The sequence below is a fragment of the Rhizobium sp. X9 genome (assembly GCF_018873185.1).
GTDB classification, from domain to species: Bacteria; Pseudomonadota; Alphaproteobacteria; order Rhizobiales; family Rhizobiaceae; genus Agrobacterium; species Agrobacterium oryzihabitans.
The window spans coordinates 690326-713484 of sequence record NZ_CP071312.1; the positions used below are offsets into that span (position 1 = coordinate 690326).

General features: G+C 59.2%; 23 protein-coding genes and 1 tRNA gene. 10 read left to right on the forward strand and 14 right to left on the reverse strand.

The features are described from left to right. Positions 1 to 166 precede the first annotated feature (166 nt). Positions 167 to 1237 carry an enoyl-CoA hydratase/isomerase family protein gene (locus JZY08_RS18085; RefSeq protein ID WP_216332977.1) on the reverse strand — a complete coding sequence of 357 codons (1071 nt, stop codon included), beginning with the start codon at positions 1235 to 1237 and terminating at the stop codon, positions 167 to 169. Positions 1238 to 1519: 282 nt separating this feature from the next. Here JZY08_RS18085 and JZY08_RS18090 point away from each other — a divergent pair, with 282 nt between their 5' ends. Next, complete coding sequence (locus JZY08_RS18090) at positions 1520 to 1777, forward strand: DUF2934 domain-containing protein (RefSeq protein WP_216332978.1); 258 nt, start codon at positions 1520 to 1522, stop codon at positions 1775 to 1777. Positions 1778 to 1845: 68 nt separating this feature from the next. Here the strand turns inward: JZY08_RS18090 and JZY08_RS18095 are convergent, their stop codons facing one another. Beyond that, the gene (locus tag JZY08_RS18095) at positions 1846 to 2646 is read right to left on the reverse strand and encodes an SH3 domain-containing protein (RefSeq protein ID WP_216332979.1); all 801 of its coding nucleotides are present in this window, start codon (positions 2644 to 2646) and stop codon (positions 1846 to 1848) included. A 258-nt stretch (positions 2647 to 2904) separates the two neighbouring features. Here JZY08_RS18095 and ubiG point away from each other — a divergent pair, with 258 nt between their 5' ends. Then, a complete protein-coding gene (gene ubiG / locus JZY08_RS18100; RefSeq protein WP_216332980.1) occupies positions 2905 to 3651 on the forward strand; it encodes a bifunctional 2-polyprenyl-6-hydroxyphenol methylase/3-demethylubiquinol 3-O-methyltransferase UbiG in 747 nt (248 codons plus the stop codon). A 130-nt stretch (positions 3652 to 3781) separates the two neighbouring features. On the opposite strand, the gene JZY08_RS18105 is transcribed toward ubiG, so the two are convergent. From JZY08_RS18105 to JZY08_RS18120, 4 genes are read right to left on the reverse strand one after another with little or no spacing between them, the layout of a single operon-like run. Continuing rightward, positions 3782 to 4210 carry a DUF1178 family protein gene (locus JZY08_RS18105; RefSeq protein WP_137039049.1) on the reverse strand — a complete coding sequence of 143 codons (429 nt, stop codon included), beginning with the start codon at positions 4208 to 4210 and terminating at the stop codon, positions 3782 to 3784. Next, a complete protein-coding gene (locus JZY08_RS18110; protein ID WP_216332982.1) occupies positions 4207 to 5067 on the reverse strand; it encodes a carbon-nitrogen hydrolase family protein in 861 nt (286 codons plus the stop codon). The genes JZY08_RS18105 and JZY08_RS18110 overlap by 4 nt, the downstream gene beginning before the upstream one ends. A gap of 29 nt (positions 5068 to 5096) precedes the next feature. Beyond that, on the reverse strand, positions 5097 to 5351 hold the full coding sequence (gene grxC, locus JZY08_RS18115) for a glutaredoxin 3 (RefSeq protein WP_035243594.1): 255 nt from the start codon (positions 5349 to 5351) through the stop codon (positions 5097 to 5099). Between the two features lie 60 nt (positions 5352 to 5411). Further along, positions 5412 to 6203: a ComF family protein gene (locus JZY08_RS18120; RefSeq protein ID WP_216332985.1), complete on the reverse strand. Its 792-nt coding sequence runs from the start codon at positions 6201 to 6203 to the stop codon at positions 5412 to 5414. 143 nt (positions 6204 to 6346) lie between these two features. Here JZY08_RS18120 and JZY08_RS18125 point away from each other — a divergent pair, with 143 nt between their 5' ends. Next, a complete protein-coding gene (locus JZY08_RS18125) occupies positions 6347 to 7228 on the forward strand; it encodes a methyltransferase domain-containing protein (protein WP_216333445.1) in 882 nt (293 codons plus the stop codon). A gap of 15 nt (positions 7229 to 7243) precedes the next feature. On the opposite strand, the gene JZY08_RS18130 is transcribed toward JZY08_RS18125, so the two are convergent. The 6 genes from JZY08_RS18130 to JZY08_RS18155 form a co-directional block, all read right to left on the reverse strand. Next, positions 7244 to 7435, reverse strand: a complete 192-nt coding sequence (locus tag JZY08_RS18130) for a Flp family type IVb pilin (RefSeq protein ID WP_003500238.1) — start codon at positions 7433 to 7435, stop codon at positions 7244 to 7246. A gap of 96 nt (positions 7436 to 7531) precedes the next feature. Continuing rightward, positions 7532 to 7846, reverse strand: coding sequence for a hypothetical protein (locus JZY08_RS18135; RefSeq protein WP_003500236.1), 315 nt, complete (start codon positions 7844 to 7846; stop codon positions 7532 to 7534). Between the two features lie 159 nt (positions 7847 to 8005). After that, on the reverse strand, positions 8006 to 8419 hold the full coding sequence (mutT, locus tag JZY08_RS18140; protein WP_003500233.1) for an 8-oxo-dGTP diphosphatase MutT: 414 nt from the start codon (positions 8417 to 8419) through the stop codon (positions 8006 to 8008). Beyond that, positions 8416 to 9192, reverse strand: coding sequence for an N-acetyltransferase (locus tag JZY08_RS18145; protein ID WP_216332987.1), 777 nt, complete (start codon positions 9190 to 9192; stop codon positions 8416 to 8418). The genes mutT and JZY08_RS18145 overlap by 4 nt, the downstream gene beginning before the upstream one ends. An 18-nt stretch (positions 9193 to 9210) precedes the next feature. Further along, entirely contained in the window at positions 9211 to 10452 is a 1242-nt protein-coding gene (gene argJ / locus JZY08_RS18150) for a bifunctional glutamate N-acetyltransferase/amino-acid acetyltransferase ArgJ (protein ID WP_216332988.1), read from the reverse strand. A 92-nt stretch (positions 10453 to 10544) separates the two neighbouring features. Then, positions 10545 to 11408, reverse strand: a complete 864-nt coding sequence (locus tag JZY08_RS18155; RefSeq protein WP_216332990.1) for a peptidylprolyl isomerase — start codon at positions 11406 to 11408, stop codon at positions 10545 to 10547. 243 nt (positions 11409 to 11651) lie between these two features. On the opposite strand from JZY08_RS18155, the gene secA reads away from it, so the two are divergent. The 5 genes from secA (at position 11652) to JZY08_RS18180 (ending at position 19445) form a co-directional block, all read left to right on the forward strand. After that, the gene (secA, locus tag JZY08_RS18160) at positions 11652 to 14369 is read left to right on the forward strand and encodes a preprotein translocase subunit SecA (protein ID WP_216332992.1); all 2718 of its coding nucleotides are present in this window, start codon (positions 11652 to 11654) and stop codon (positions 14367 to 14369) included. A gap of 144 nt (positions 14370 to 14513) precedes the next feature. Beyond that, on the forward strand, positions 14514 to 15407 hold the full coding sequence (locus JZY08_RS18165; RefSeq protein WP_216332994.1) for a DMT family transporter: 894 nt from the start codon (positions 14514 to 14516) through the stop codon (positions 15405 to 15407). Between the two features lie 82 nt (positions 15408 to 15489). Then, on the forward strand, positions 15490 to 16692 hold the full coding sequence (gene mdoC / locus JZY08_RS18170; RefSeq protein ID WP_216332996.1) for a glucans biosynthesis protein MdoC: 1203 nt from the start codon (positions 15490 to 15492) through the stop codon (positions 16690 to 16692). A 57-nt stretch (positions 16693 to 16749) separates the two neighbouring features. Continuing rightward, complete coding sequence (gene uppV / locus JZY08_RS18175) at positions 16750 to 18165, forward strand: Wzx-type polysaccharide biosynthesis protein UppV (protein WP_216332998.1); 1416 nt, start codon at positions 16750 to 16752, stop codon at positions 18163 to 18165. Positions 18166 to 18173: 8 nt separating this feature from the next. Beyond that, positions 18174 to 19445, forward strand: coding sequence for a GNAT family N-acetyltransferase (locus tag JZY08_RS18180; protein WP_003500218.1), 1272 nt, complete (start codon positions 18174 to 18176; stop codon positions 19443 to 19445). A 46-nt stretch (positions 19446 to 19491) separates the two neighbouring features. On the opposite strand, the gene uppQ is transcribed toward JZY08_RS18180, so the two are convergent. Then, entirely contained in the window at positions 19492 to 20133 is a 642-nt protein-coding gene (uppQ, locus tag JZY08_RS18185) for a polysaccharide biosynthesis GNAT family N-acetyltransferase UppQ (RefSeq protein WP_082185551.1), read from the reverse strand. Between the two features lie 295 nt (positions 20134 to 20428). On the opposite strand from uppQ, the gene JZY08_RS18190 reads away from it, so the two are divergent. Together JZY08_RS18190 and JZY08_RS18195 are read left to right on the forward strand one after the other, a co-directional pair. After that, positions 20429 to 20513: transfer RNA gene (locus JZY08_RS18190), tRNA-Leu, on the forward strand. Between the two features lie 436 nt (positions 20514 to 20949). Further along, a complete protein-coding gene (locus JZY08_RS18195; RefSeq protein WP_216333000.1) occupies positions 20950 to 21861 on the forward strand; it encodes a LysR family transcriptional regulator in 912 nt (303 codons plus the stop codon). Positions 21862 to 21894: 33 nt separating this feature from the next. Here JZY08_RS18195 and JZY08_RS18200 read toward each other — a convergent pair whose 3' ends face one another. Then, complete coding sequence (locus JZY08_RS18200; protein WP_301183740.1) at positions 21895 to 23142, reverse strand: Xaa-Pro peptidase family protein; 1248 nt, start codon at positions 23140 to 23142, stop codon at positions 21895 to 21897. Positions 23143 to 23159 lie beyond the last annotated feature (17 nt).

Consider the following 23159-nt stretch of genomic DNA (forward strand, 5'->3'; position numbering starts at 1 on the left):
TTCTTTTGCGCCACCATTCCCAAAAATCTCGAGGAGAAACATGAAATTCATGGCGCCCGAAACATATATTCATATCGAGCGCAGCCCTCATTTCTGTGACAAGCACAGGAATGAGGGGAGATTCGCCAGTTTTGAAGCAGCAAGCCCGATACGAACCCATCCTGATCTAAAGGCGATGATCGGGAAACAGATTGCCGGAATGTGCGGCAAAATACGGCGACAGGTCTTCTTCGCGCACTTCTTCCAGCAGCAACGGTCGCCAGTGGGGATTGCGATCCTTGTCGACCAGTGCAGCACGCACGCCCTCATAAAAATCATGGCCCCGCAATATTTCCGTGCCGGCGGCAAATTCGCGCTCCAGGCATTCGATGAGGCTCGCGCTTTCCCGGCCGAGGCGCAGCAATTTCAGGGTCAGTTTCAGACTGGTGGGTGAGCGTTTTTGAAGGGCTTCCAGGGTCTCGCGCGAAAACGGATCGTCGCGCGCCGAAAGTGCTGCGAAAATCTCCTCCACGGTGTCGAAACGGAATGTCGCGTCGATGATATCACGGTTTACAGCCAGGACGCCTTTACCCGCATCGACGGCATAGGCCGTGATCGCCGCTTCGAGACCTTCGATATCCGTCGCCCGCGACAAATCCCCCACCAAGGCTTCGAGACCGTCCGAAGGAACGAGATAGTCGGCAAAACCGGCATAGATCGCATCGGCGCCAGCGACGGCATTACCGGTCAATCCCAGCCATGTGCCGCATTCGCCCGGCGCTTTCGGCAGAAGCCAGGAGCCTCCGACGTCAGGAAAGTAACCGATACCCGTCTCCGGCATGGCGAGCTTTGTCCGCTCCGTGACGATGCGGTGGCTGCCATGGGCGGAAATGCCGACGCCGCCACCCATGACGATGCCGTCCATCAGCGCCACATAGGGCTTGGAGAAGCGGGCTATGCGATAATTCAGCGGAAACTCTTCCCGCCAGAAATCAAGCACCTGAGGATCGCCCGCCTTGCCGAGATCATGAATGATCCGCACATCTCCACCGGCGCAAAGGCCTCTTTCGCCCTCTCCCGTCAGCACCACGCAGGAAACGTCGAGGTCATCCTCAAAACGGGCAAGCGCCTGAAACAGGAGGCGGACCATCGGTAATGTCAGGCTGTTGATGGCTTTCGGGCGGTTGAGACGGATGATACCAGCCCCTCCCTGCCTCTCGACGATGACCTGCGCCTCCGCTGCCGTTGCAAGTTCCAAGCTCGCCTCCTCCGCTGCCATTCATCCGCCTATCTTGGCGGGGTTGGCGCGATCACGCAACGTTGATGTTATCGTTTGGGAACGTCTTTCGCTCAAACCGCTTTCACCGGCGTAAAATGCCTGAAATCCGCTTTCGCAATGCAGCATGTTTGCTTGACGCCCGGAAAATCATGGCATGTAATGGGTCCTGGAAATGCCGGCATTGATTCCTGTCGAGCGTGTGCCGGACCAAGCGTAATGTCGCCTTCTCAAAGGCGCTGTAAACAGCAACGGGAGACGAGCATGCAGGTTTCGGAAAACGAATGGATCAGCAAACGGGCCTATACTCTTTGGGAAAAGGAAGGCCACCCGCATGGCCGCGATGCGGACCACTGGGCACAGGCAAAACACGAATTTTCACTTCTGAAGACATCGGAAGCGACAAAGCCCGCGCAGCGCAAGAAGGCAGCTCCCAAGGCCGTTTCCGCTGAAGCCGCACCGGATGTGGAAGCCCCGGCGAAACCCAAGGCCCGTGCACGCAAGGCTGCCACTGCGAAGTAAACGCACTCTATCAATAATCAAGAGCAGCAAATGAAAAGCCCGACGAAATCTCGCCGGGCTTTGTCTGTTTAGCGCGGGTCGCAGCCCGGGTCGCCGATCCGGCATCCACCCTGGAAGTTTTCCGAGGCGGGCGCGCGGCGTGGATCATCCCACTGGCGGCGTTCCGGACGACGCTGGCCTTCGTCCTGATTTGGCTGGCGATCGCGATTGCGATCCCGGTTCTCTTCCTCGAAGCGAGGACGGTTTTCCTCACGACGGGGCCTGTCGCCCTGATTTCTGTCACCCTGGTTTCTATCGCCCTGGTTCCAGTCACCGTAACGGCGCTCCCAGCGGCCGTCATTTGGTCCGCCGCCCTGACGCGGATCGCGCCATTCATCGCGACGTCCATCCCGCCATTCGTCACGCGGACGCGGGCGATCCCAGTCGCCGCGTGGCGGCGGAGCGTTCCAATAGCCACCGGAAGGCGGCGGGCGGCGCCAGCGGTCACGCTCGCGATAGAAATCGCGGTCGCGGTAATAACGGTCCCAGTAACGACCGGCTTCGAAGGTGATCACCGGAACGCCGAGATCACGGTAATAACGCGGCTCGACATAGACCCGGTTTTGCCGGTACGTCGTCTGGATATAGCGACCGGCAACCCAGCCGCGACCACTGACGAAGGAGACATCGCACCACGGCGTATCGGACAGGCAGCCATGCACCGTCAATGGCGCGCCAGCCGGGATGACAACGACGGCCGGATAGGCCGTGCTCGGGCCGGAGCGCATATTCACATTCACGGTGGCAAAGCCGCGCGTCGCGGCTTCGGCCAGTGCCGGCGCGGCGAGCATGGCCACCAGCGCGATTGCGCCAAACAGTTTTTTCTTCACTTCTCTCTCCTCAAGCAAAGGCCCGCTTTGCCCTTGTCGGCATCCATCGCTATCGATGGACGAGTATGCGTTCCGCATACTGCCACGATCTGAAAATACGCGTTCCTCCATGAACGCAGCATGAAACAAATGACGGTCCGCTTCAGTTCCACCTGCGGCAATGACGCACCCGACAATTTGACCGCCGAATGGACCGCCGGTCTTGACTTCGGGGGGCAATCATCCGACTTCAATGCAACAGCAATATGGAGCAGAACCATGAGCGAAACCGCAAAGACGACCGTCGACCAGAGCGAGGTGGATCGCTTCTCCGCGATGGCTGCGGAATGGTGGAGCCCGACGGGCAAGTTTCGCCCGCTGCACAAATTCAATCCCGTGCGGCTGGAATATATCCGCAACCGCATCTGCGACAATTTCGGCCGTGACCCGAAGGCGCACCGCCCGCTGGAAGGCCTGCGCGTGCTGGATATCGGCTGCGGCGGCGGCCTGCTTTCCGAACCCGTGGCACGCATGGGCGCGGATGTGGTGGGTGCCGATCCCTCAGAAAAGAATATCGGCATTGCCTCCACCCATGCCCGCGAAAGCGGCGTCACCGTCGACTACCGCGCCGTAACCGCCGAACAGTTGCTGGAGGTAGGCGAAACCTTCGACGTGGTTCTCAATATGGAGGTGGTGGAGCATGTGGCCAATGTCGATCTCTTCGTCACCACCTGCGCGAAAATGGTGCGCCCCGGCGGGCTGATGTTTGCCGCCACCATCAACCGCACGCTCAAAGCCCGGGCGCTCGCGATCTTCGCCGCTGAAAACGTGCTGCGCTGGTTGCCGCGCGGCACACACCAATATGAAAAGCTGGTTCGCCCGGAAGAGCTTGAACGGCCGCTGGTGGCGAGCGGCATGGATATCGTCCACCGCACCGGCGTCTTCTACAACGTGCTGCAGGACAGCTGGAATCTCTCGCCGGATATGGATGTCAATTATATGATGCTGGCGAAAAGGCCGTCGTGAAGGTAGTGCACCCAACTCTCCGTCATGGTCGGGCTTGAACCGACCATCGATCGCCGCTTGTCGGGATGGATACTCGGGCCAGGCCCGAGGATGACGCCGAGTATGTGGGTAAGGTTCTAAAAAGGTAAACTCAATTAACATCGTCGGGCAGCACCGGCAGCGGCGCAATCTCGATGCCTTCGTCAATCAATGCCTTGGCATCCTGAGCCGAGGCATGGCCGATGATGCCGCGTTCGTCGGCCTCGCCATAGTGGATCTTGCGGGCCTCTTCGGGAAATTTATCGCCGACATCTTCCGCATTCGCGCGAATATTGGCGACGGCTTCGCGGATTTTTGCCAGCGCTTCTTTTTTCGCCGTGTCCATGGCGAGCGTCTGGCGTTCATCCTTCTTGCGGGCGGTGGAGACCGAAGGCGCCATTAAAAGTTTGGAGACCTGCACGGAATTGCAGACCGGACAGGACAGGAAGCCGCGCTGCAACTGATTGTCGAAATCGTCACTCCCGGAAAACCAGCCTTCGAACTCATGGCCTTTTTCACAGGCCAGCGCATAACGGATCACGCCGCCTCACCTCCGGCAGATTTAAGGGGAATAACCGTGTCCAGCGCGAATTCGCGGGAATTGCGCAGATTGGGAATTTTTCCGCGCGCGGCAGCCACGAGCGACGTGTCGATCTCGGCGAAAATGATTTCTTCCCCGACACCGCCGGCAATTGCCAGCACCCTGCCCCAGGGGTCGATAATGATGGAATGGCCGTAGGTCTCTCGCCCGTCCTCATGCACCCCGGCCTGGGCGGCGGCGATGACGAAAGCGCCGTTTTCAATGGCGCGGGCGCGCAGCAGAATTTCCCAATGGGCTTCCCCCGTCTGGCGGGTGAAGGCGGCCGGAACCGTCAGAACCTCGGCACCGGCAAGCGCTTCCGCCCGGAAAAGCTGCGGAAACCGGACGTCATAGCAGATTGCAAAGCCGAATTTCGCCAGCGGAAGTTCGGCGACGCGCGCCTCCACGCCGGGTTCATAGGCAGCGCTTTCACGCCAGCTTTCGCCATTGTCGAGATCGACATCGAACATGTGGATCTTGTCATAGCTGCAGATGCGCGAACCATCCGGCGCGAAAAGAAAACCGCGATTGGCGATCTTGCCATCCGGACGGGCAATCGCCGTCGAACCGACATGGACATAAATGCCAAGTTCGCGCGCCAGCCGCGCAGCGGTCGCAACGATAATATCGCCATCGTCATCACGTAGCTGGGCGCGAAGCGCCTGCCTGTCCTTCTGCAGGGCGCCGGTCATTTCCGGCGTCTGGACATAGACGGCACCTTCAGCCGCAGCGGCGCGCACCAGACGCTCCATATCGGCGGCATTCCTTACCGGATCGACCCCGGAGCGCATCTGAATGGCGGCAGCCTTGAAAGTCATCACATCCTCCATGCCAAAAATTGCGCCAATCAGGCGGCCAGCATTTCGTCGAGTTTACCGGCACGCTCCAGTGCATGCAGATCGTCGCAACCGCCGACATGTTCGCCATTGATGAAGATTTGCGGGAAGGTCGTGCCGCCGGATTTTTCGATCATTTCCTGCCGGTATTCCGGCGTCGTCGTGGCGTTGTATTCAGCGTAGTCGACGCCCTTGCTGTCCAGTAGCGCCTTGGCGCGCGCGCAATAACCACAAAAATCCCGCGTATAGATCGTCACCGGTGCCATGTTCTTCAAAGCCTCGCAAACATGCGCCGAAGCGCACTATTTCCTCATGGTATTCAGGCTTCATATAGGCCCGGAAATGGCCATTGCAAAGGTCAAAACGGTCACATCCACGGCACCCGCTTTCCGCAGCGCGCGACTTGTCGCACCAACCGTCGCACCTGTGGTGTAAACATCGTCCACCAGCACCACACGCCTGCCGGAAATTCCGATTTCCCGACCGGGCGCTATGGCGAAAGCGCCACGCACATTGTCTCTTCTGGCAAGTGCCGAAAGGCCTACCTGCCGCTCGGTCTTCTTTACCCGCAACAGCGTATCCACAAGCAGAGGCTTGCCGGCAGCCTTGGCCAGATGCCGCGCGAGTTCCGCGGACTGGTTGAACCGGCGACGCCAGAAACGGTGACGATGCAGCGGCACCGGCACAATGCAATCGCAGGCATCCACCGTGCCGTCGCTCGCCCTCAGCATCCACAGCGCCATGAGCCGGGCAAGATCGGTCCGATCCTGATATTTCAGCCGATGCACGAGCTTGCGCGCGGTTCCCTCATGGCTTGCAGCAGCACGCAGGCGATCAAAAGGCGGCGGGTCCGCAATGGCCTGCGCGCTGACGACGCCGTCCCCGTGATCGCGTGCAAAGGGAATGCCCAGAACTTCGCAGAAGGGGCGATCGATAAAGGTGACATCCCGCCAGCAATCCGAACACAGGGCGGCCTCGCCGCCGGTCATGCGGGCGCAGCCTGCGCAGGTCGGCGGGTAGACCAGGTGGAAGGCCGAGCGCAACGTGCCGCGTGCCGCCGCCGATACGGCCGCAGTCTTCGACAGCAATTCCGAAAACAGATCGTCACCAGCACCCATGAGGTTGACTTTACCGCCGAACGGGTGCCTTTGCGAGAGCGATGTGGTCCGGTCTCACACCGGCAAAACGATGCCGAAGCGGCATGACAGCAACGACGCGGCCCGCCGATCATGAGGGCGCTGGAGGCCGAGCAGGCAAGACGATGGATATTCTCTTTGACCAGGCCCTGATTGAACAAAACCGCCACCGGGCGTGGAGCCGGCGTGACGACAAGGCCCTGTTTCTTCTCGACATGGCAGCCGAGGAGCTTGCCGACAGGCTTGCCATCGTCGAGCGCCGGTTCGAGACCGCAATCGAACTGCATGGCGGAACGGGCGTCACCGCCCGGCGCGTGGCCGAGACCGGCAAGGTGGATACCATCCGTCGCATCGAGACCGAGAGCAGTTTTACGACGGATGGAAATAGGCCCGAGGCCGCTTCCATGGAGCATCTGCCGCTTGAGGAGGCTTCTGCCAATCTCGTCGTTTCGCCGCTTGCCCTGCATCTTACCAATGATACGCCCGGTGCGTTGATCCAGATAAGGCGGGCATTGAAACCGGACGGGCTGTTTCTCGGCGCCATTCCCGGCAGCGGCACCTTGCAGGAATTGCGCGACGTGCTGCTGACCGCCGAGGCGGAACTGACCGGCGGTGCAAGCCCGCGCGTCATTCCCTTTGCCGATGTGCGCGACGTCGGTGCGCTTTTGCAGCGCGCCGGTTTTGCGCTCCCCGTCACCGATTCGGAAACCTATACGGTGCGTTACGACTCGATTTTCCCCCTGATGCGCGACCTGCGCGCCATGGGCATGGCCAATCCGCTGGCAAGCCGCAGCAGAAAACCGCTCAATCGGGGGTTTTTCCTGCGGGCAGCGGAACTTTACGCCGAGCGTTATTCCGATCCGGACGGGCGGATAAGAGCCACGTTCTCCATCATCTATGTTTCAGGCTGGGCACCGCATGAGAGCCAGCAGAAACCACTGAAGCCTGGCTCCGCCAAGATGCGCCTTGCCGACGCTCTGAAGACAACTGAGGTAAAACTGTCCTGAGCTACCGGGGCGGGTTCAGCTGTTGGCGAAAGTGTCGGCGATAAGCTGGAACACTGTATTGATATTGCTGCTGATGGCGGTTGCGCCACCGATGAGTGCGGCGGAAATCAGTCCGACAATTAAGCCATATTCGACCGCGGTCGCGCCACGTTCGTCCTTATAGAAACCGATCAAAAAATGCAGCACAGGATATTCCCCATCCGCCATCCGGTGCGCTCAGCCAGCCGGCATTATGACATATTGAAATCGGATTTATCTTAAGGCCGAGCGCATGAGGGATTCGTTACCGATGATGGTAAACGATCAGCAACCGCTTTCATTGCTATAGCCAGTGACGACACAGGGCATTTCCGGCATCGGCTGTGTTATGCTGCGACGGATGGAATAGGTCTTGCCGGCATCGGTCTTCTTGATGGAGCCTGTGCTTATCATGTCGTAATTATCAGGAAACTGCGCCACCCGGGTCGAGGACTTGCCTGCCAGCATAGGGGTGACGATCAGGGAAAGCGCAATCACCGCCGTCCCGAAAAGCAGCGCGACATTGAGAACGCCGGTGCGACGGGATTTGTTGGAATAGGAGTGACGACCTTCCACCGTCTTCCAGAAATCCTCGTTCATGACCAACCTCGTCTCGCGCAGTTTACCGCTTCTTTAGATTAACAATCTGCCAGAGGGTGCTGAACGATCTCTTAACGCAGCCCCGTTTTGGCACGGCAAAACGGGGGAGACAGAGGCTTTTCACGAAGCTGTTACGATGTAAGGCGCGCAGGCTGAGCCTTAAAGCAGATCCTGGAGGAAGGGGATGAGCGGCTCGTCGGCCGGCGGCATGGGGTAGTCGCGCAGAGCCTGCGGCTTCACCCATTTGATCGCCTGCCCTTCCCGCCCATGCGCAATGCCTTCATAACGGCGGCACACGTAAAGCGGCATCAGCAGGTGAAACGTCTCGTAGGTGTGGCTGGCGAAAGTGAGCGGCGCAAGGCAGGCGACCTTGGTTTTCACACCGAGTTCCTCATCCAGTTCACGGACGAGGGTTTCCTCCGGCGTCTCACCATGCTCCACCTTACCACCCGGAAACTCCCAGAGACCGGCAAGCGACTTGCCTTCCGGACGCTGGGCCAGAAGAATGCGACCGTCCTGATCGAGAAGCGCGCAGGCGGCAACCAGCAGGATTTTTTTGCCCGCTTCGCTCATTCTTCTGCACCCTTGCGCCAATAACGATAGGTATAGGCCTCGGTGAAACCGAACTTCTCATAGAGAGCGATCGCTGGGGCGTTGGTTGAAACAACCTGCAACCAGGCGCTTTTGGCACCACTGATCCGCGCCCAGCGCAGCGCTGACGCCAGAATCTGTGTGCCAAGGCCCTTCCGGCGCTGCGTTTTGGCGACATCGAGCGAGAGAATGCCGGCAAGATCGTTATCCTGCACACAGATGACCGTCGCAAGCGCGCTGCCTTCGACTTCTTCATTGATGAAGAGGCCGAGCGTCGGCTTGATCGAACTGACGATTTCCGCGATTGCCGGCCGCTGGGCCGGATCACCGTCACTGACCTTGATGCTCGCTTCGACAAAACGGCCAATATCGTGGCTTGGCAGGCTGACGAGGGTTTCCGGCAATTCCATGGCCGCGAGGTCAGCCGTCATGACCTTGACCTCTTCGAACACGGACCAGCCATCCTCCACAAGGAAGGCCTTGAGCTGCGGCGGCATCAGCGTCGTTTCACGCACCACCAGCGGACGGCCGAAATCTTCGAAACGCTTGCGTGCCTTCTCCAGCCGCACGGCACAGTTTCCATAGTCGGACGGATCGAGCGGCACCACGCAGTTGATGCGCTTGGAGGGATGCGAACCCGTCAGGCGGATTTGCCAGCTGCCGTCATAAATCACCGACGAGGCCGGCCATGCCCGGAAGCTGACAGCTTCCAGACGACGCACCAGCGGCAGATTGACGGGCTTGTTTTCCTGCATTCTTTGCGGCTCCAACGGTCAGCTCCGGTAGTCGCCGTTGATTGCAACATATTCCTTGGTCAGATCGCAGGTCCAGACGGTGGCAGTGCCCTGGCCGAGACCGATATCCACCTTTACCGGAATGTCTTCGAGCCGCATCACGGCGGTGGTCTCGGCTTCCGAATAAGCCGGATCGCGCTCGCCATTGACGGCCACGCGCACATCGCCGAACCAGATGGCGAGACGGTCACGATCCGCCATTTCGCCGGATTTGCCGACGGCCATGACGACGCGGCCCCAATTGGCGTCTTCGCCCGCAACCGCAGTCTTGACCAGCGGGGAATTGGCAATGGACAGGGCTATCTTCTTGGCGGCGGCATCGTTTTCCGCACCGGTGACGGTGACTTCCACCATCTTGCGCGCACCCTCACCGTCACGCACCACCTGCAACGCCAGATCCTTCAAAAGATCGTTGAGCGCGGCGCGGAAGGACGACAGGCGCTCGTCATCGGCGCTCGTTATCTTCACCTGGCCATCTTCAGCCGCCGCACCCGTGGCAAACAGCATCAGCGTGTCCGACGTGGACGTGTCGCTGTCGACCGTCACGGAATTGAAGGTTGGGCCGACACCGGCGGAAAGCAGGGATTGCAAGGCGGCAGGCTCAATGTCGGCATCCGTCACCACAAAAGAGAGCATCGTCGCCATATCGGGAGCAATCATGCCCGCCCCCTTGGAAATACCATTGATCGTCACGATCACGCCGCCGATTTCGGCTGTGCGGGTCGCGACCTTGGGATAGGTGTCGGTGGTCATGATCGCCTTGGCAGCTTCCTGCCAGAAATCGGCTTCCGCCCTGACATTCATGTCGCCGAGAACACCGGCAAATTTCGAGGCATCGAGCGGTTCGCCGATCACGCCCGTCGATGCGAGAAACACTTCACGTTCAGAGCAGCCGACGGCCGCGGCGGCGGATTTCGCCGTCAGCTCGGTCGCAGCCTTGCCCTTGACGCCGGTAAAGGCGTTGGCATTGCCGGAATTAACCACCACGGCGCGCGCCACGCCGCCGCCAAGATTGGCGCGGCAGAAATCGACGGGGGCAGACGGGCATTTCGATTTTGTGAAGACGCCGGCCACACTTGCCGGCTTGTCGAACACCATCAGAAGAACGTCAGTGCGGTTCTTGTACTTGATGCCGGCCGCGGCCGTCGCCATGCGAACGCCACGCAGCGCGGGCATATCGGGATAGGAGTTCGGAGCGAGCGGGGAAACGGCAACGGACATGGGGAAGCGCCTGAAATTCTGGAAACGAGGAGTATGGAATGCCTGAGATGAAACGGGGCAGCCTCTAGGCCGCCCCGTAACAAGAGTAGTTATTACTGCTGCGGCTGAGCCTGCTGTTCCTTCGTGGCTTCGTCGTAGCCCTTCTTCAGCGTCTCATCCATGATTTCGATCTTCTGGTCAGCCTTTGCCTTCTCGATGAGGGCAACGTACTTGTCACGCATGACAAGCTGACGAACCTGCGGCTCGACCTGCTCGAAAGCCGGCGGCGGAGCGATGCGCTTGTCTTCCAGCTTGATGACGTGGAAGCCGAACTGGGTCTTCACCGGGGCCTTGGTGTAAGCGCCCTTTTCGAGGCCGAAAGCAGCCTCTTCGAATTCCGGCACCATGCGGCCCTTGCCGAACCAGCCGAGATCGCCGCCGTCATCCTTGTTGGAATCGGTCGACTTTTCCTTGGCGAGGGCTGCGAAATCCTTGCCCGAATCAAGCTGCTTGATGACGTCCTTGGCTTCGTCTTCGCTCGCGACCAGAATATGGGCGGCCTTGATTTCTTCTTCCTGCGGCAGGGCTGCGACTTCCTTGTCGTAGCGCGCCTTCACCTCTTCATTGGTGACGGCATCGACCACATGCTTGCGGAAATAGGCATTGTGCAGCTCACGGTCCTGAATGAATTCCATGCGCTTCTTGAAATCTTCGGTCTTTTCCAGACCTTCGGCGCTGGCATTCTTCACGAGAAGCTTGACGTCGATCGCGCCGGAAAGGGCTGCGACCTTTTTCTGCTCATCGGGAAGCTGCGCGAGCTGCGGATCGAGATTGCCCATGGCGAGGTCGAGTTCGGACTGGTGGATTTCCAGATCACCGACCTTGGCAACAACCTTGTCTTCCTGTGCAAAAGCAGGGAACTGAAGGCCGAGCGTGGCCACAATCACCGCAGCCGCAATTTTATTATAGCGCAACATTTTGAACCTTTCGGGGACAATGCCGGCTCCAGACATGGTTTCCGGCTCTGAAAAAACTTCCAAACACCTGATTGTGGCCATTCTGTAACGGGCAGAACCGTTGACATCATTTGCCCCCCCTCTTATCTGTCACGCAACCTCGCGTCCAGATACGTTGAAGGGCGAAGTCTGTCATTTGTTGCCGAAATCGGCGTGATGGAAAAAAGCGCCTGCGAAAACGGAATTTCAGAAAGGGCCAGTAAGATGGTCAGCCTCGGCGGAATAGCCCGCAAATTGTTCGGTTCGGCAAATGAACGCCGCGTCCGCTCCTATAAAAGCAAGATCGCAGCCATCAATGCGCTGGAGGAGGCCACCAAGGCTCTTTCCGACGAAGCACTGGCGGCAAAGACGGCGGAGTTCCGCCAGCAGCTTGCGGACGGCAAGTCGCTGGACGATCTGCTGATCCCGGCTTTCGCGGTCGCCCGTGAGGCGTCGCGCCGTGTTCTGCACATGCGCCCCTTCGACGTGCAGCTGACTGGCGGCATGATCCTGCATGGCGGCGCCATCGCCGAAATGAAGACAGGTGAAGGCAAGACGCTGGTGGCGACCCTTGCGGTCTACCTCAATGCGCTCGCCGGCAAGGGCGTGCATGTCGTCACCGTCAATGACTATCTCGCCAAGCGCGACGCGGCCACGATGAGCAGGCTTTATGGCTTCCTCGGGCTGACGACCGGCGTCATCGTGCATGGGCTTGATGACGACCAGCGACGCGAGGCCTATGCCTGCGACATTACCTACGCGACGAATAACGAACTCGGCTTCGATTATCTGCGCGACAACATGAAATACGACCGCGCCCAGATGGTGCAGCGGAGCCACAATTATGCGATCGTCGACGAAGTCGACTCCATCCTCGTTGATGAGGCGCGCACGCCTCTCATCATCTCCGGCCCGCTGGACGACCGCTCCGATCTCTACAACACGATCGACGCCTTCATTCCGCTTCTGTCGCCGGAAGACTATGAGATCGATGAAAAGCAGCGTTCGGCCAACTTCTCCGAAGACGGCACCGAGAAGCTCGAGAACCTGCTGCGGCAGGCGGGCCTTCTGAAGGGCGAATCGCTTTACGACATCGAAAACGTCGCCATCGTTCACCACATCAACAACGCGCTGAAGGCCCACAAGCTCTTCACCCGCGACAAGGACTACATCGTCCGCAACGACGAGATCGTCATTATCGACGAATTCACCGGCCGCATGATGCCGGGTCGCCGTTATTCCGAAGGCCAGCACCAGGCTCTGGAAGCCAAGGAAAAGGTGCAGATCCAGCCGGAAAACCAGACGCTTTCCTCCGTCACCTTCCAGAACTATTTCCGCATGTACGCAAAGCTTGCCGGCATGACCGGTACGGCATCGACGGAAGCGGAAGAATTCGGCAACATCTACGGTCTCGATGTCATCGAAGTGCCGACCAACCTGCCGATCCAGCGTATCGACGAAGACGACGAGGTTTACCGCACCGGCGAGGAAAAATTCCTGGCGATTATCACCGAGATCAAGGCGGCGCATGAGCGTGGCCAGCCGGTTCTCGTCGGCACGACCTCGATCGAAAAATCGGAACTTCTGGCCCATATGCTGCGCCAGTCGGGCTTTACCGATTTCCAGGTTCTGAACGCCCGTTACCACGAGCAGGAAGCTTACATCGTTTCGCAGGCCGGCGTTCCCGGCGCTGTCACCATCGCCACCAACATGGCTGGCCGCGGCACGGACATCCAGCTCGGCGGCAACGTCGACATGCGCCTCGAGCGCGAGCTGGAAGGCATGGAGCCGGGTCCTGAGCGTGACGCCAAGGAAGAGGCGATCCGCGCCGAGATCAAGGTTCTGAAGGAAAAGGCGCTCGCCGCCGGCGGTCTTTACGTCATCGCTACCGAACGCCACGAAAGCCGCCGTATCGACAATCAGCTGCGCGGCCGCTCCGGCCGTCAGGGTGACCCCGGCCGTTCGAAATTCTACCTGTCGCTCCAGGACGACCTGATGCGCATCTTCGGCTCCGAGCGCATGGACTCGATGCTGCAGAAGCTCGGCCTGAAGGAAGGCGAGGCCATCGTCCATCCCTGGATCAACAAGGCGCTGGAACGCGCCCAGAAGAAGGTCGAAGCCCGCAACTTCGAGACCCGCAAGAACCTTCTGAAATATGACGACGTGCTGAACGATCAGCGCAAGGTGATCTTCGAGCAACGCCTCGAACTGATGGAATCCGACAATATCGGCGAAACCGCAGCCGATATGCGCCATGAAGTCATCGAAGCGCTCGTCACCAAGCATATTCCGGAAAATGCCTATGCTGAACAGTGGGATATTGCGGGCCTGAAAGCCGGTATCGAGCAGTTCCTGAACCTCAACCTGCCGGTGGAGGAATGGGCCAAGGAAGAAGGCATCGCCGAAGACGATATTCTGGAGCGTGTCACCGAGGCTGCCGATAAATACGCCGCCGAGCGGGCAGAGCGTTTCGGCCCCGAGATCATGGCCTATGTCGAGCGCTCGGTCGTGCTGCAGACGATCGACCATCTGTGGCGCGAACATATCGTCAACCTCGATCACCTGCGTTCCGTCGTCGGTTTCCGCGGTTATGCCCAGCGCGACCCGCTGCAGGAATACAAGGCGGAAGCCTTCGAGCTGTTCCAGACGCTGCTGACCAATCTGCGCGAAGCCGTCACCGCCCAGCTGATGCGCGTTGAACTGGTGCAGCAGGAGCCGCAGCAGCCGGAACTGCCGGAAATGACCGCGCACCACCTCGATCCGGTCACGGGCGAAGACGAGATGTCGCATATTGGACAAGTCGCGCCGGTTGCTTTCGTTCCAAGTGAGGAACGTGATCCGAACAACCCCGCCACCTGGGGCCGTATCGGGCGTAACGAAATGTGCCCCTGCGGTTCGGGCAAGAAATACAAGCACTGCCACGGCGTTTACGAACAGGCCTAAGCCCGGTCGACCAGAAATGAAAAATCGCCCGTAACCCGCGTTACGGGCGATTTTGTTTGTGGCGGATCGTTGCCACCGATCGGGGTGTTGACTGGTATTGGCACTTTCCATATGGGAGCCGGATCATCTGCTGGAAACTGCCCCATGGCCCCTCGCGATCTCGCCGCCTATATTTTTCTCGCACTCGCATGGGGTGTGTCTTTCCTGCTGCTTCTCCATGTTGTGGCCGCCTTCGGCTGGATAGGCGCAGTGACGCTTCGTTCACTGATGACCGCCGTGGCCCTCTTTCTCATCGCGCTCGCGGCGCGCCGGAAGCTCACATTTTCCGCAGGCTGGCGGGCATTTGCAATTGTCGGCGCAACGACGGTCGCCGGGCAATTGATCGGCCTGTCCTACGCGACACCCCAGATCGGCACCGCAATGGCCGCCATTCTGGTCGCCACAATCCCACTTTTTTCCATGCTCATTTCGCAGATATGGGGGATCGAGCGGCTGACACGACAGGGAATTGCGGGTCTCGTCATCGGTTTTGCCGGCATTGTCCTGCTTGTCGGTTTTCCCGCCGTGCCCGTTACCACCGGCTTCATCATCGGCTGCGCCGCCGCTGTCGCCGCCTGCATCTGCGCCGCCTATGGCAGCAATTACGCGAGCCTTCACCTGAAAGGGGTGGGCTCCTGGGAAATCACCATCGGCTCCTTCCTGACTGGCGGCCTGATGACCTTCCCGCTTCTTCTCGCCGTACCCTTGCCCGGAACGCCGGGTCTTGTCGATTACGGATATCTTCTCATCCAGGCGGTCGTCATGAGCGGCCTCACCTACATCACCTATTTCCGGCTTGTCTCCTCCATCGGCGCGACCAAGGCGATCAGCGTGGAGTTCGCGGTAACGGTCGTCGCAGTGCTTGTCGGCGCCCTGGTGCTTGATGAACCCCTGTCGCTTCCCCAGCTTTTTGGCGCCGGCATCATCATTCTGGGCTGCGCCCTGGTGCTCGATCTCCTGCCCAAGAGAAAGGCTCCGCCCACGCCTTCCGGTGCATGAAGGCTTTATTAGCGTTTTCGACTAATAGTCGTGCCGATCGTGACAGATCACACGGGGATCGCGTTTTCGACGCGAGGGGAAAATGCAACCGGACACTTCAGATTATGAGCACTATTGGGACCCTCTCAGGGCTCTCCTGATGCTGCTCGGCGTTCCCTATCACGCCTCCCTGCTCTATAGCCATGCCCTGCCCTGGGACATCAAGGACTTCGAGACCAGCCCGGTTCTGAGCGCGCTTGGCGCGGCACTCGTGACTTTCCGAATGCCGGCGTTTTTTCTGGTCGCCGGGTATTTCTCGATCATGGTCATCGGCAAGAAGGGCAAGATGCGCTGGCTCAGGCAGCGTTTCCTTCGGCTCGGCCTACCCTTCATTGTCGCCGTGCTCTTGCTTGGGCCGTTGCAACTTTTCATGCTGCAATTGTCCGCTATTGCCAAAGGCGACATCACCGTCACCCAGATGATGGAGAGCCTGCCGGATCTGCTGCAGCCGAGCGAACAATGGATCATGCATCTATGGTTCCTGCCCGCCCTCATCACCTACTCGGTTCTGCTTGCGGGCCTGCTATATCTTCTGGAACGACCACCATTGGTGGAGGCAAAAGACTGGTTTTACAGGGTGAGTGGACGATATCCGCTCCTGTTTTTCACCGCTCTCTGTATCTTTCCCGTCCTCTGGGAATGGATGGTCTACGGCTCCGGCCTGCTTGCAGCAAAAAGCGAAAACGGCCTTTTTCTTATATATGAACGGGCCTCCGATCCCTATGCGCGCTACCTGCCGTTCTTCCTCATTGGAGCTCTGCTTCGGCGTGATCGAGCGCTTTTTCACCGCTTTCGACAAACGGGGATGCTGACGGGTATCGTTGCATCAGGCTCGATCGCGACGGCGGTAACGCTGCGGCTGCAAAATCCCTTCGTAAACTCCGCGATGCTGGTTCTGGCCTCGGCAATCGCCGCGGTGACGATGAGCCGATTGCTCATCGACCTCGCCTGCCGCTATTTCGACAGGCCGAGCCCGCTTGCCAGACGGATGACGGATGCCTCCTTCACCATCTACCTGCTTCATCACCCGCTGATCTATGCCTTCGGTACGCTTTTCATCCTCATCTCGCTGCCACCTGCCTTCGAATTCGCCATCATCGTCGTGGCGACCACGGTAGCGGCCTATATGCTGCATCAGGCGATACGCCGCAGTCCGCTTGCCCTTTTTCTGTTCAACGGCATCCGCAAACCGCCTGTGGCAAACGATATCGGGACACAGGTTACCGCCTCCCACACCCTTCGTTAATGATAGAGCGCTTACAATCGGCTTGCCTACTCAACTGGAAATGATGGCGTGTGGATCATGGCTATCCTCAACACGGCGGAAAAAGCCCTACCCGCAGGCCTGCGTGCGAAACTCGCGCCGCTGGGAGCGAAAATCGCTGTCATTACCTCCGGTGGAGATGACGTCTCCCGCGCCCAGCGCATGGCGCTGGTCGCCTTCGCAGTGCGTATCGTCAGCGCCGGCATCGCTTTTATCTCTCAGATCATCCTTGCCCGCCTGATGGGCGAATTCGAATATGGCCTGTTCGCCTTCGTCTGGGTTCTGGTGATCCTGTTCGGCAATCTGTCCTGTCTCGGCTTCCACACCACCGTCATCCGCTTTTTACCCGGCTACCGTCTGGAGGAAGCCCATGACAAGATCATGGGCCTGACCTCGACCGCGCGTATCTTCGCCATGCTTTCGGCGAGCGCGCTGGCGTTGTTCGGTTTCATCTTTCTCCATTTCTTCGGCGAGCGGATCGCTGGCTATTATCTCATTCCCGTTGCACTGGCGCTTTTCACCCTGCCGATGGTGGCGCTTGGAGACGTGCTGAACGGCACCGCACGCGCCAATGGCTGGGCGATCTCCGCGCTCAGCCCCACCTATATTGTCCGTCCTGTGCTGATCCTGCTGTTCATGCTGGTGGCAATCGGCCTCGGCGCTGAAAAGACCGCGACGACGGCGATGCTGACGGCCCTCATGGCAACCTATGTGACCACGCTTTTCCATTTCGCCTTCATGAACCGCCGGCTCAACCGGCATTTCCGCAGCGTTACCCGCAAGGTCCATTTCCGCCACTGGCTGCGGTTCGCCTTTCCCGTTTTCCTGATCGACGGCATCGGTTTTCTGATGACCAATTCCGATGTGGTGATCGTTGGTCTCTATCTGCCGCCCGATCAGGTCGGCATCTATTTCGCCGCGGCAAAAACCATCGTGCTGATGCAATTCGTGTTTTTCTCGGTGCAGGCAGCGGCAGCGCCGCGTCTCGCCGCCCTGATTTCGGCAAATGACAGGCAGGGGCTCGCCGGTTTCGCCAGCCAGGCGGCGCGCTGGGCCTTCTGGCCGTCGCTGGCGGTCGGCAGCGTCGTGCTTCTGGCGGGCCCTTTCCTGCTGTCGCTATTCGGTCCGGGCTTCGTTCAGGGTTACGAGTTGATGTTCTTCCTGTTTGCGGGCTTCCTTGCAAAAGCGTTGATCGGCCCCGGAGAGACCCTGTTGAATATGGCCGGCAAACAAAAATTGTGCGTGGCGCTTTATATTATTATCTTCGGTTGTAATATTCTGCTCAACATGGCGCTGATTCCGGTCTATGGTCTGACAGGAGCCGCGGCGGCGGTGGCGATAGCCATGTGCATAGAAGCTGTGCTATTGCATATTGCCATTCGCCGTACACTCGGGATCGTCCTTTTTGCCTTCAACGATCCCCGGGCGGGTCAAGACACTGGGAAGGCGGTGTAACGATAAGCATGTCCAGCGACCCAAAGAATCCGGATTTTCAGGACCCGCGCATTGCTGCGCTGATGGCGGCTGCGGAGCGTGACCGCCCCGTGGCGGACAGTAGCCGGCGCGTGGGACGCGAGGGCCGCGAATTCTGCATCTATCCGGGGCAGCTCGGTTACGAGATGCAGGAGGAGCTCGACTTCCTGTCCAACCGCGTCATGGAAGCCAATGTCTTCTTCACCGGTCGGCTTCTTGCACCCGCCATGCCGCGCATCGATGACAAGTCCGTGCGCTTCGCCCTTATTCGCGACGAAAACGGTGCCAGAAGCCGCATGCGCTTTTTGATGCCCTTCACGGTGGAAAAGCCGGGCTTTTCCATCGGCCCTTCCATTATCCGCGTCTGGGCCAATCCTTTTGGCCCTCTCGGCACGCCGCTGGTCGATACCGAAGGTGCTGCGGAAACGCTCGACAATCTTTTCGATGCGCTCTCGGACCCGGCGATGCGTCTGCCAAATGTGCTCGTGCTGCCGGATGTGCGGCTTGAAGGGCCTTTCGCCAGCATGTTCAGGGCCATCGCGCTCAGCCGCAACCTGCCGCTGACGACGACCGGAAGCTATCAGCGGCCGATGCTGGAGAGCCTTCTCGACGGCGAGGCCTATCTGCGCGGCTCACTTGCGCCGCACCACATGCGGGAAATGCGCCGACAGTGGCGGCAGCTCGAAAAGCTTGGCCCCCTCACCTACACCGTTGCCCGGCAGCCGAAAGACATCCGCTACCGGATGGAGGAATTCCTGGCGCTGGAGGCGAGCGGCTGGAAGGGCCGCAAACGCACTGCACTGGTCAATGATCGTTATCGCGCAGCGTTTGCCCGCGAAGCAATAACCAATCTGGCCGAGGCGGATGCGGTGCGCATTCACACCATCGATCTCAACGGCAGCGCCATCGCGTCCATGGTCGTCTTCATGACAGCCGGCGAGGCCTATACGTGGAAAACCGCCTTTGACGAAAACTATGCGCAGTTTTCGCCCGGCAAGCTGCTGGTACAGAAACTGACCGGCTGGCATCTGGACGACGCCAATATCATGCGCAGCGACAGCTGTGCCGTGCCCGATCATCCGATCATGAGCCGTTTCTGGCAGGAACGTCAGGAAATGGGCACATTGGTCGTGGGTTTGACCCAGAACAGCGACCGCGACGTGCGGCAGGTGTCCACGCAGGTGGATATGTACCGCAATACCCGCAATCTCGCCCGCAGCCTGCGACAGAAAATCCTGTCCTTCGGACGCAAGGGCAATTGAAACCGAAGGCCGCGGATGACGCCCTTCGGTCTCAGTGCCTGCGGTCTCAGCGCGAGGCTGTGCGGATCATCTTGCACAATTGCGTCAGGGCCGCATCGTAGCCGCCGCCCAGAATATCAATGCAACGGCGGGCGAGCTTGATCTGCTCGGTGCGTGACATATCATTATAAGCCTGCAGCGCATTGCGCATGCCACCGGGAGAAACCGTTCCCGGATTGCCGGGATTGGATGGATTGCCCGGGTTTCCGGGATTTCCGGGGTTCCCTGAGGAGCCTGAGCCTCCGATGCCAACCCCGACGCCAAGGCCAAGACCACTCGATCCGCCCACATTGGCACCGACATTGGCATTGATGCCGCCCGAGCCGCCAACCGAGGCATTAACACCCGCGTTGATACCACTCGATCCACCTACGGATGCATTGACATCCGCATTGACCCCATTGCTGCCACCGACCGAAGCGTTGACATCCGCACCCAGCCCGCCGCCACTTCTGCCGCCGACATCAGCGCTTGCATTGACGCCATTGCTACCGCCAACGGAGGCATCGACACCGAGCCCACCGCTGCCATTGCCGCCGACACTGGCATTCACCCCATTCTCACCGCCGATCCCGATATCCAGCGCGTGAGCGTTGACCGGCAGAATCAGACAGGCAGACAATAACAAATTGCGAGAAAGCGCCCTCATAGTTTCCTCCATATGAGTTAGGCCAATCCCGCCCCGCGTGGAAACTCCACCCGGGCATCATAATTCAATTAGCAATTGCGTATATTCTAATTTATTAGAGGTGCCTAATATTACATTACTGGCGCAACTGGAGGTGTATCGATGTGGGATGGAGGAGGCCCGCAGCACCTTCTTTCCAGGCCCCGTAAAGAGAACGAATGGCAGCCGCAAACGCGCGCAATTAAGAAGGATAAGTCAGCTTTGGGGTTGCACGCATGGCCTTGACCGTGATAGACGCCGTGGAATTACCACCGTTGCCCCAATGGCGGAATTGGTAGACGCGCCGCACTCAAAATGCGGTTCCGAAAGGAGTGCTGGTTCGATCCCGGCTTGGGGTACCATTTCCAAAATCAGCATTGATTTTCAACACACTTAACGGGCGAGCGCCCCCTATCAGCTTGCGCCACACGTTTCGCCAGCGCGGAGCCGTGTTAATCTCCATGTTGATCACCGGTGTGGGGGGCGGCAGGTTGTCAACGCTTGTCCCAGCACTTTGCGAAGCCTCCGCCCGGTCATCGAAGTGTGTTGCGGCAAGGCAACGAGGTCTTCACTGATGAGATAGGGGCGCAGTCCAATCAAAACCGACAATTACAGCCTTCACAAACTGGTTCTCACAGCAAGAAATAAAAAACTTATTTCCAGCAATACCGCTGCGTAACAGGTCACTCTGTTTATTGTCGACCTGCAACAAAACCGTGACAAACATCGAATAATACGATGGATAGGCCAAAAGGATTCGATCTGTTCGCCGGCTGCGAGGAACGTTGGAGCAGGGACATGACCGAAGACGATCAAGACGTGCCTCTCAACGCGATCCGCGCCTTCGTGACCATCGCACGCGAAAAAAGCGTTACGAGGGCTGCGCAGGCCATGGGCGTTACGCAAAGCTCGGTAAGCCGGCATCTGGCGGTGCTCGAGGATTATCTTGGTGCCAAATTGATGGAGAGGCGCGGGCGCAACAGCGAACTGACGGAATTTGGTCGGCTTTTCGCCAACACAGTCGCGGAGCCGCTCGACACAATCTGGTACACCGCACGGCGCATGCGCCGACACAATCGGGCGGACGTCAACCGGATCGTCGTGCGAACCTCACTCGCGACCTTTGCCTATACGATGCTGATCCCCAATCTTCAGAAATTCTCAAATGAAATGGGAGGGGCCGTTGTCGATGTCATCAGTTCGCTTTCGATGCCGACGTCCTCCGATGTCTTCGACGTGCTGATTACCCGAGATCTGTCGATCATCGAGCCCGCCGATCATTGGGAGATCTATAATGAGCAGATCGTGTGCGTCGGAGCATCCGCGCATGTCACAGGCAAAGACTTTTCGATTGTTCGTTCGATGCCCATTCTCAACATCACTTCAAGACCGGATATTCTGCCAACCTGGCTGCGGTCCATGAACCTGACATCGACCGATATCCATTCCGGCGCGCGCTACGATCATCACTATCTCGCTCTCCCGGCGGTGACGACTGGAAAATGCCTTCTCGTCGCTCCTGAAATCGTCGTCAGCGATCTTGTGCGCGACGGGCTTTACAAGGTCATTCCCGGGTCACAAGCTCCCAGCGGCATGCAGTATCGCGCTTACTCCATCGACCGTAGCGGCAACCCTGATCTCTCCAGAACATTCTGCCGTTGGCTCGTTCGCCTGTGCAGACAGGTGACCGCGATCACGTCCGTACAGTAGATTTATCGTTCTTGGCGATGAACAAGAAGCGTTTCAGTCGCATATCAACAAGTCCCGAGACAGACCCCAGCAGGGATCGGAAGTTTCCCGACCGATTGTGAACTGATCTTCAATCGTAAAAGCACCAAGCCCGCGAATATACCACGGCACCTCATAGGCCAGCACCATGCCCGGTTCGATCTCGGTTGGCTCATCGGCGGCGATGAATGGCCACTCCTCGACAAAGAGCGAAGCGCCGACACCGTGCCCGAAATGGCCGCGACGATACATATCGAAGCCCTGTCCGTGCATCGACGACATGACTGCCCTAAACACGTCTCCCAAGGCAACGCCCGGGCGCAACAGCACCGCGCCAGCATCGAAAGCTGTGCGCAGCGCATCGTATATCGCCTGCTGGTTGGCGCTAGGCCGGCCGATCACCGCCGTGCGCGCGCAGTCGGAAACATAACCGTCAATGCAGCAGGCCAGGTCGAGCCGGACGATGTCACCCTTCTCCGCCCGCCGCCCCTTTCCAGTTGCACCGGGACCAATGGTGATTGAACTGATCGGAAAGCTCGGTGCGCCATATCCAAGTTCGGCCGCGCGCAGGCTGGAAGCGCTGCGAAACACCGCCAGCAGATCGTCGGCGGTGCATCCTGGACGGATATGCGCAATTGCGGCCCTTGCTCCCGCCTCCGTCGCAATGGCGGCGGCGGTGAGCCGCTCAATTTCTTCTGCCGATTTTATCATCCGCAGACGGCCAACAATATCCGACGCGTCTTGCCATCGGACATTCGGGCAGGCCTCGGCAAAACAGGCCATATCCGCCGCCGGGAGAAAAGCATATTCCGTACCCAGTTGTGCGGAATGAAGGCCGCGCCGCAGGAGCGTGTCCGCGAGAAGGGCGAATGTTTCCTGCCGGTCAAAAGTTGCGGGTCTGGCGCGCGCCTGTTGCGGCGGGCGGGCGGTTGCGAGGCGTTCGACGAGCGACTGGCCCGGAACATCGGCGATATCGATGAGATCAACCCAGATCGGAAATGTAACGATATCCTCGATGCCCGAGGCGGCATGAAATTCGCGCGCGTGGAAATCGCCGATAATGGCGGTCATCGGTTCTGCGGCGTTCGCGGGCACAATCAGAAAAGCCGCGCCGGCTCGCCGCCAGGCCGTGGCACTACCGGGCCGCGCGCCGGTGGCATAGAGGATTGTTTCAGGCTGTATAAGCACGAGGCCGTCCAACCCTTTGCGTTGCATCAGGGTTTGAGCCCTATGCCGGTTAAGGAGGTGCAGTGTCAAAGTCATACTCCCTGCCGAATGAA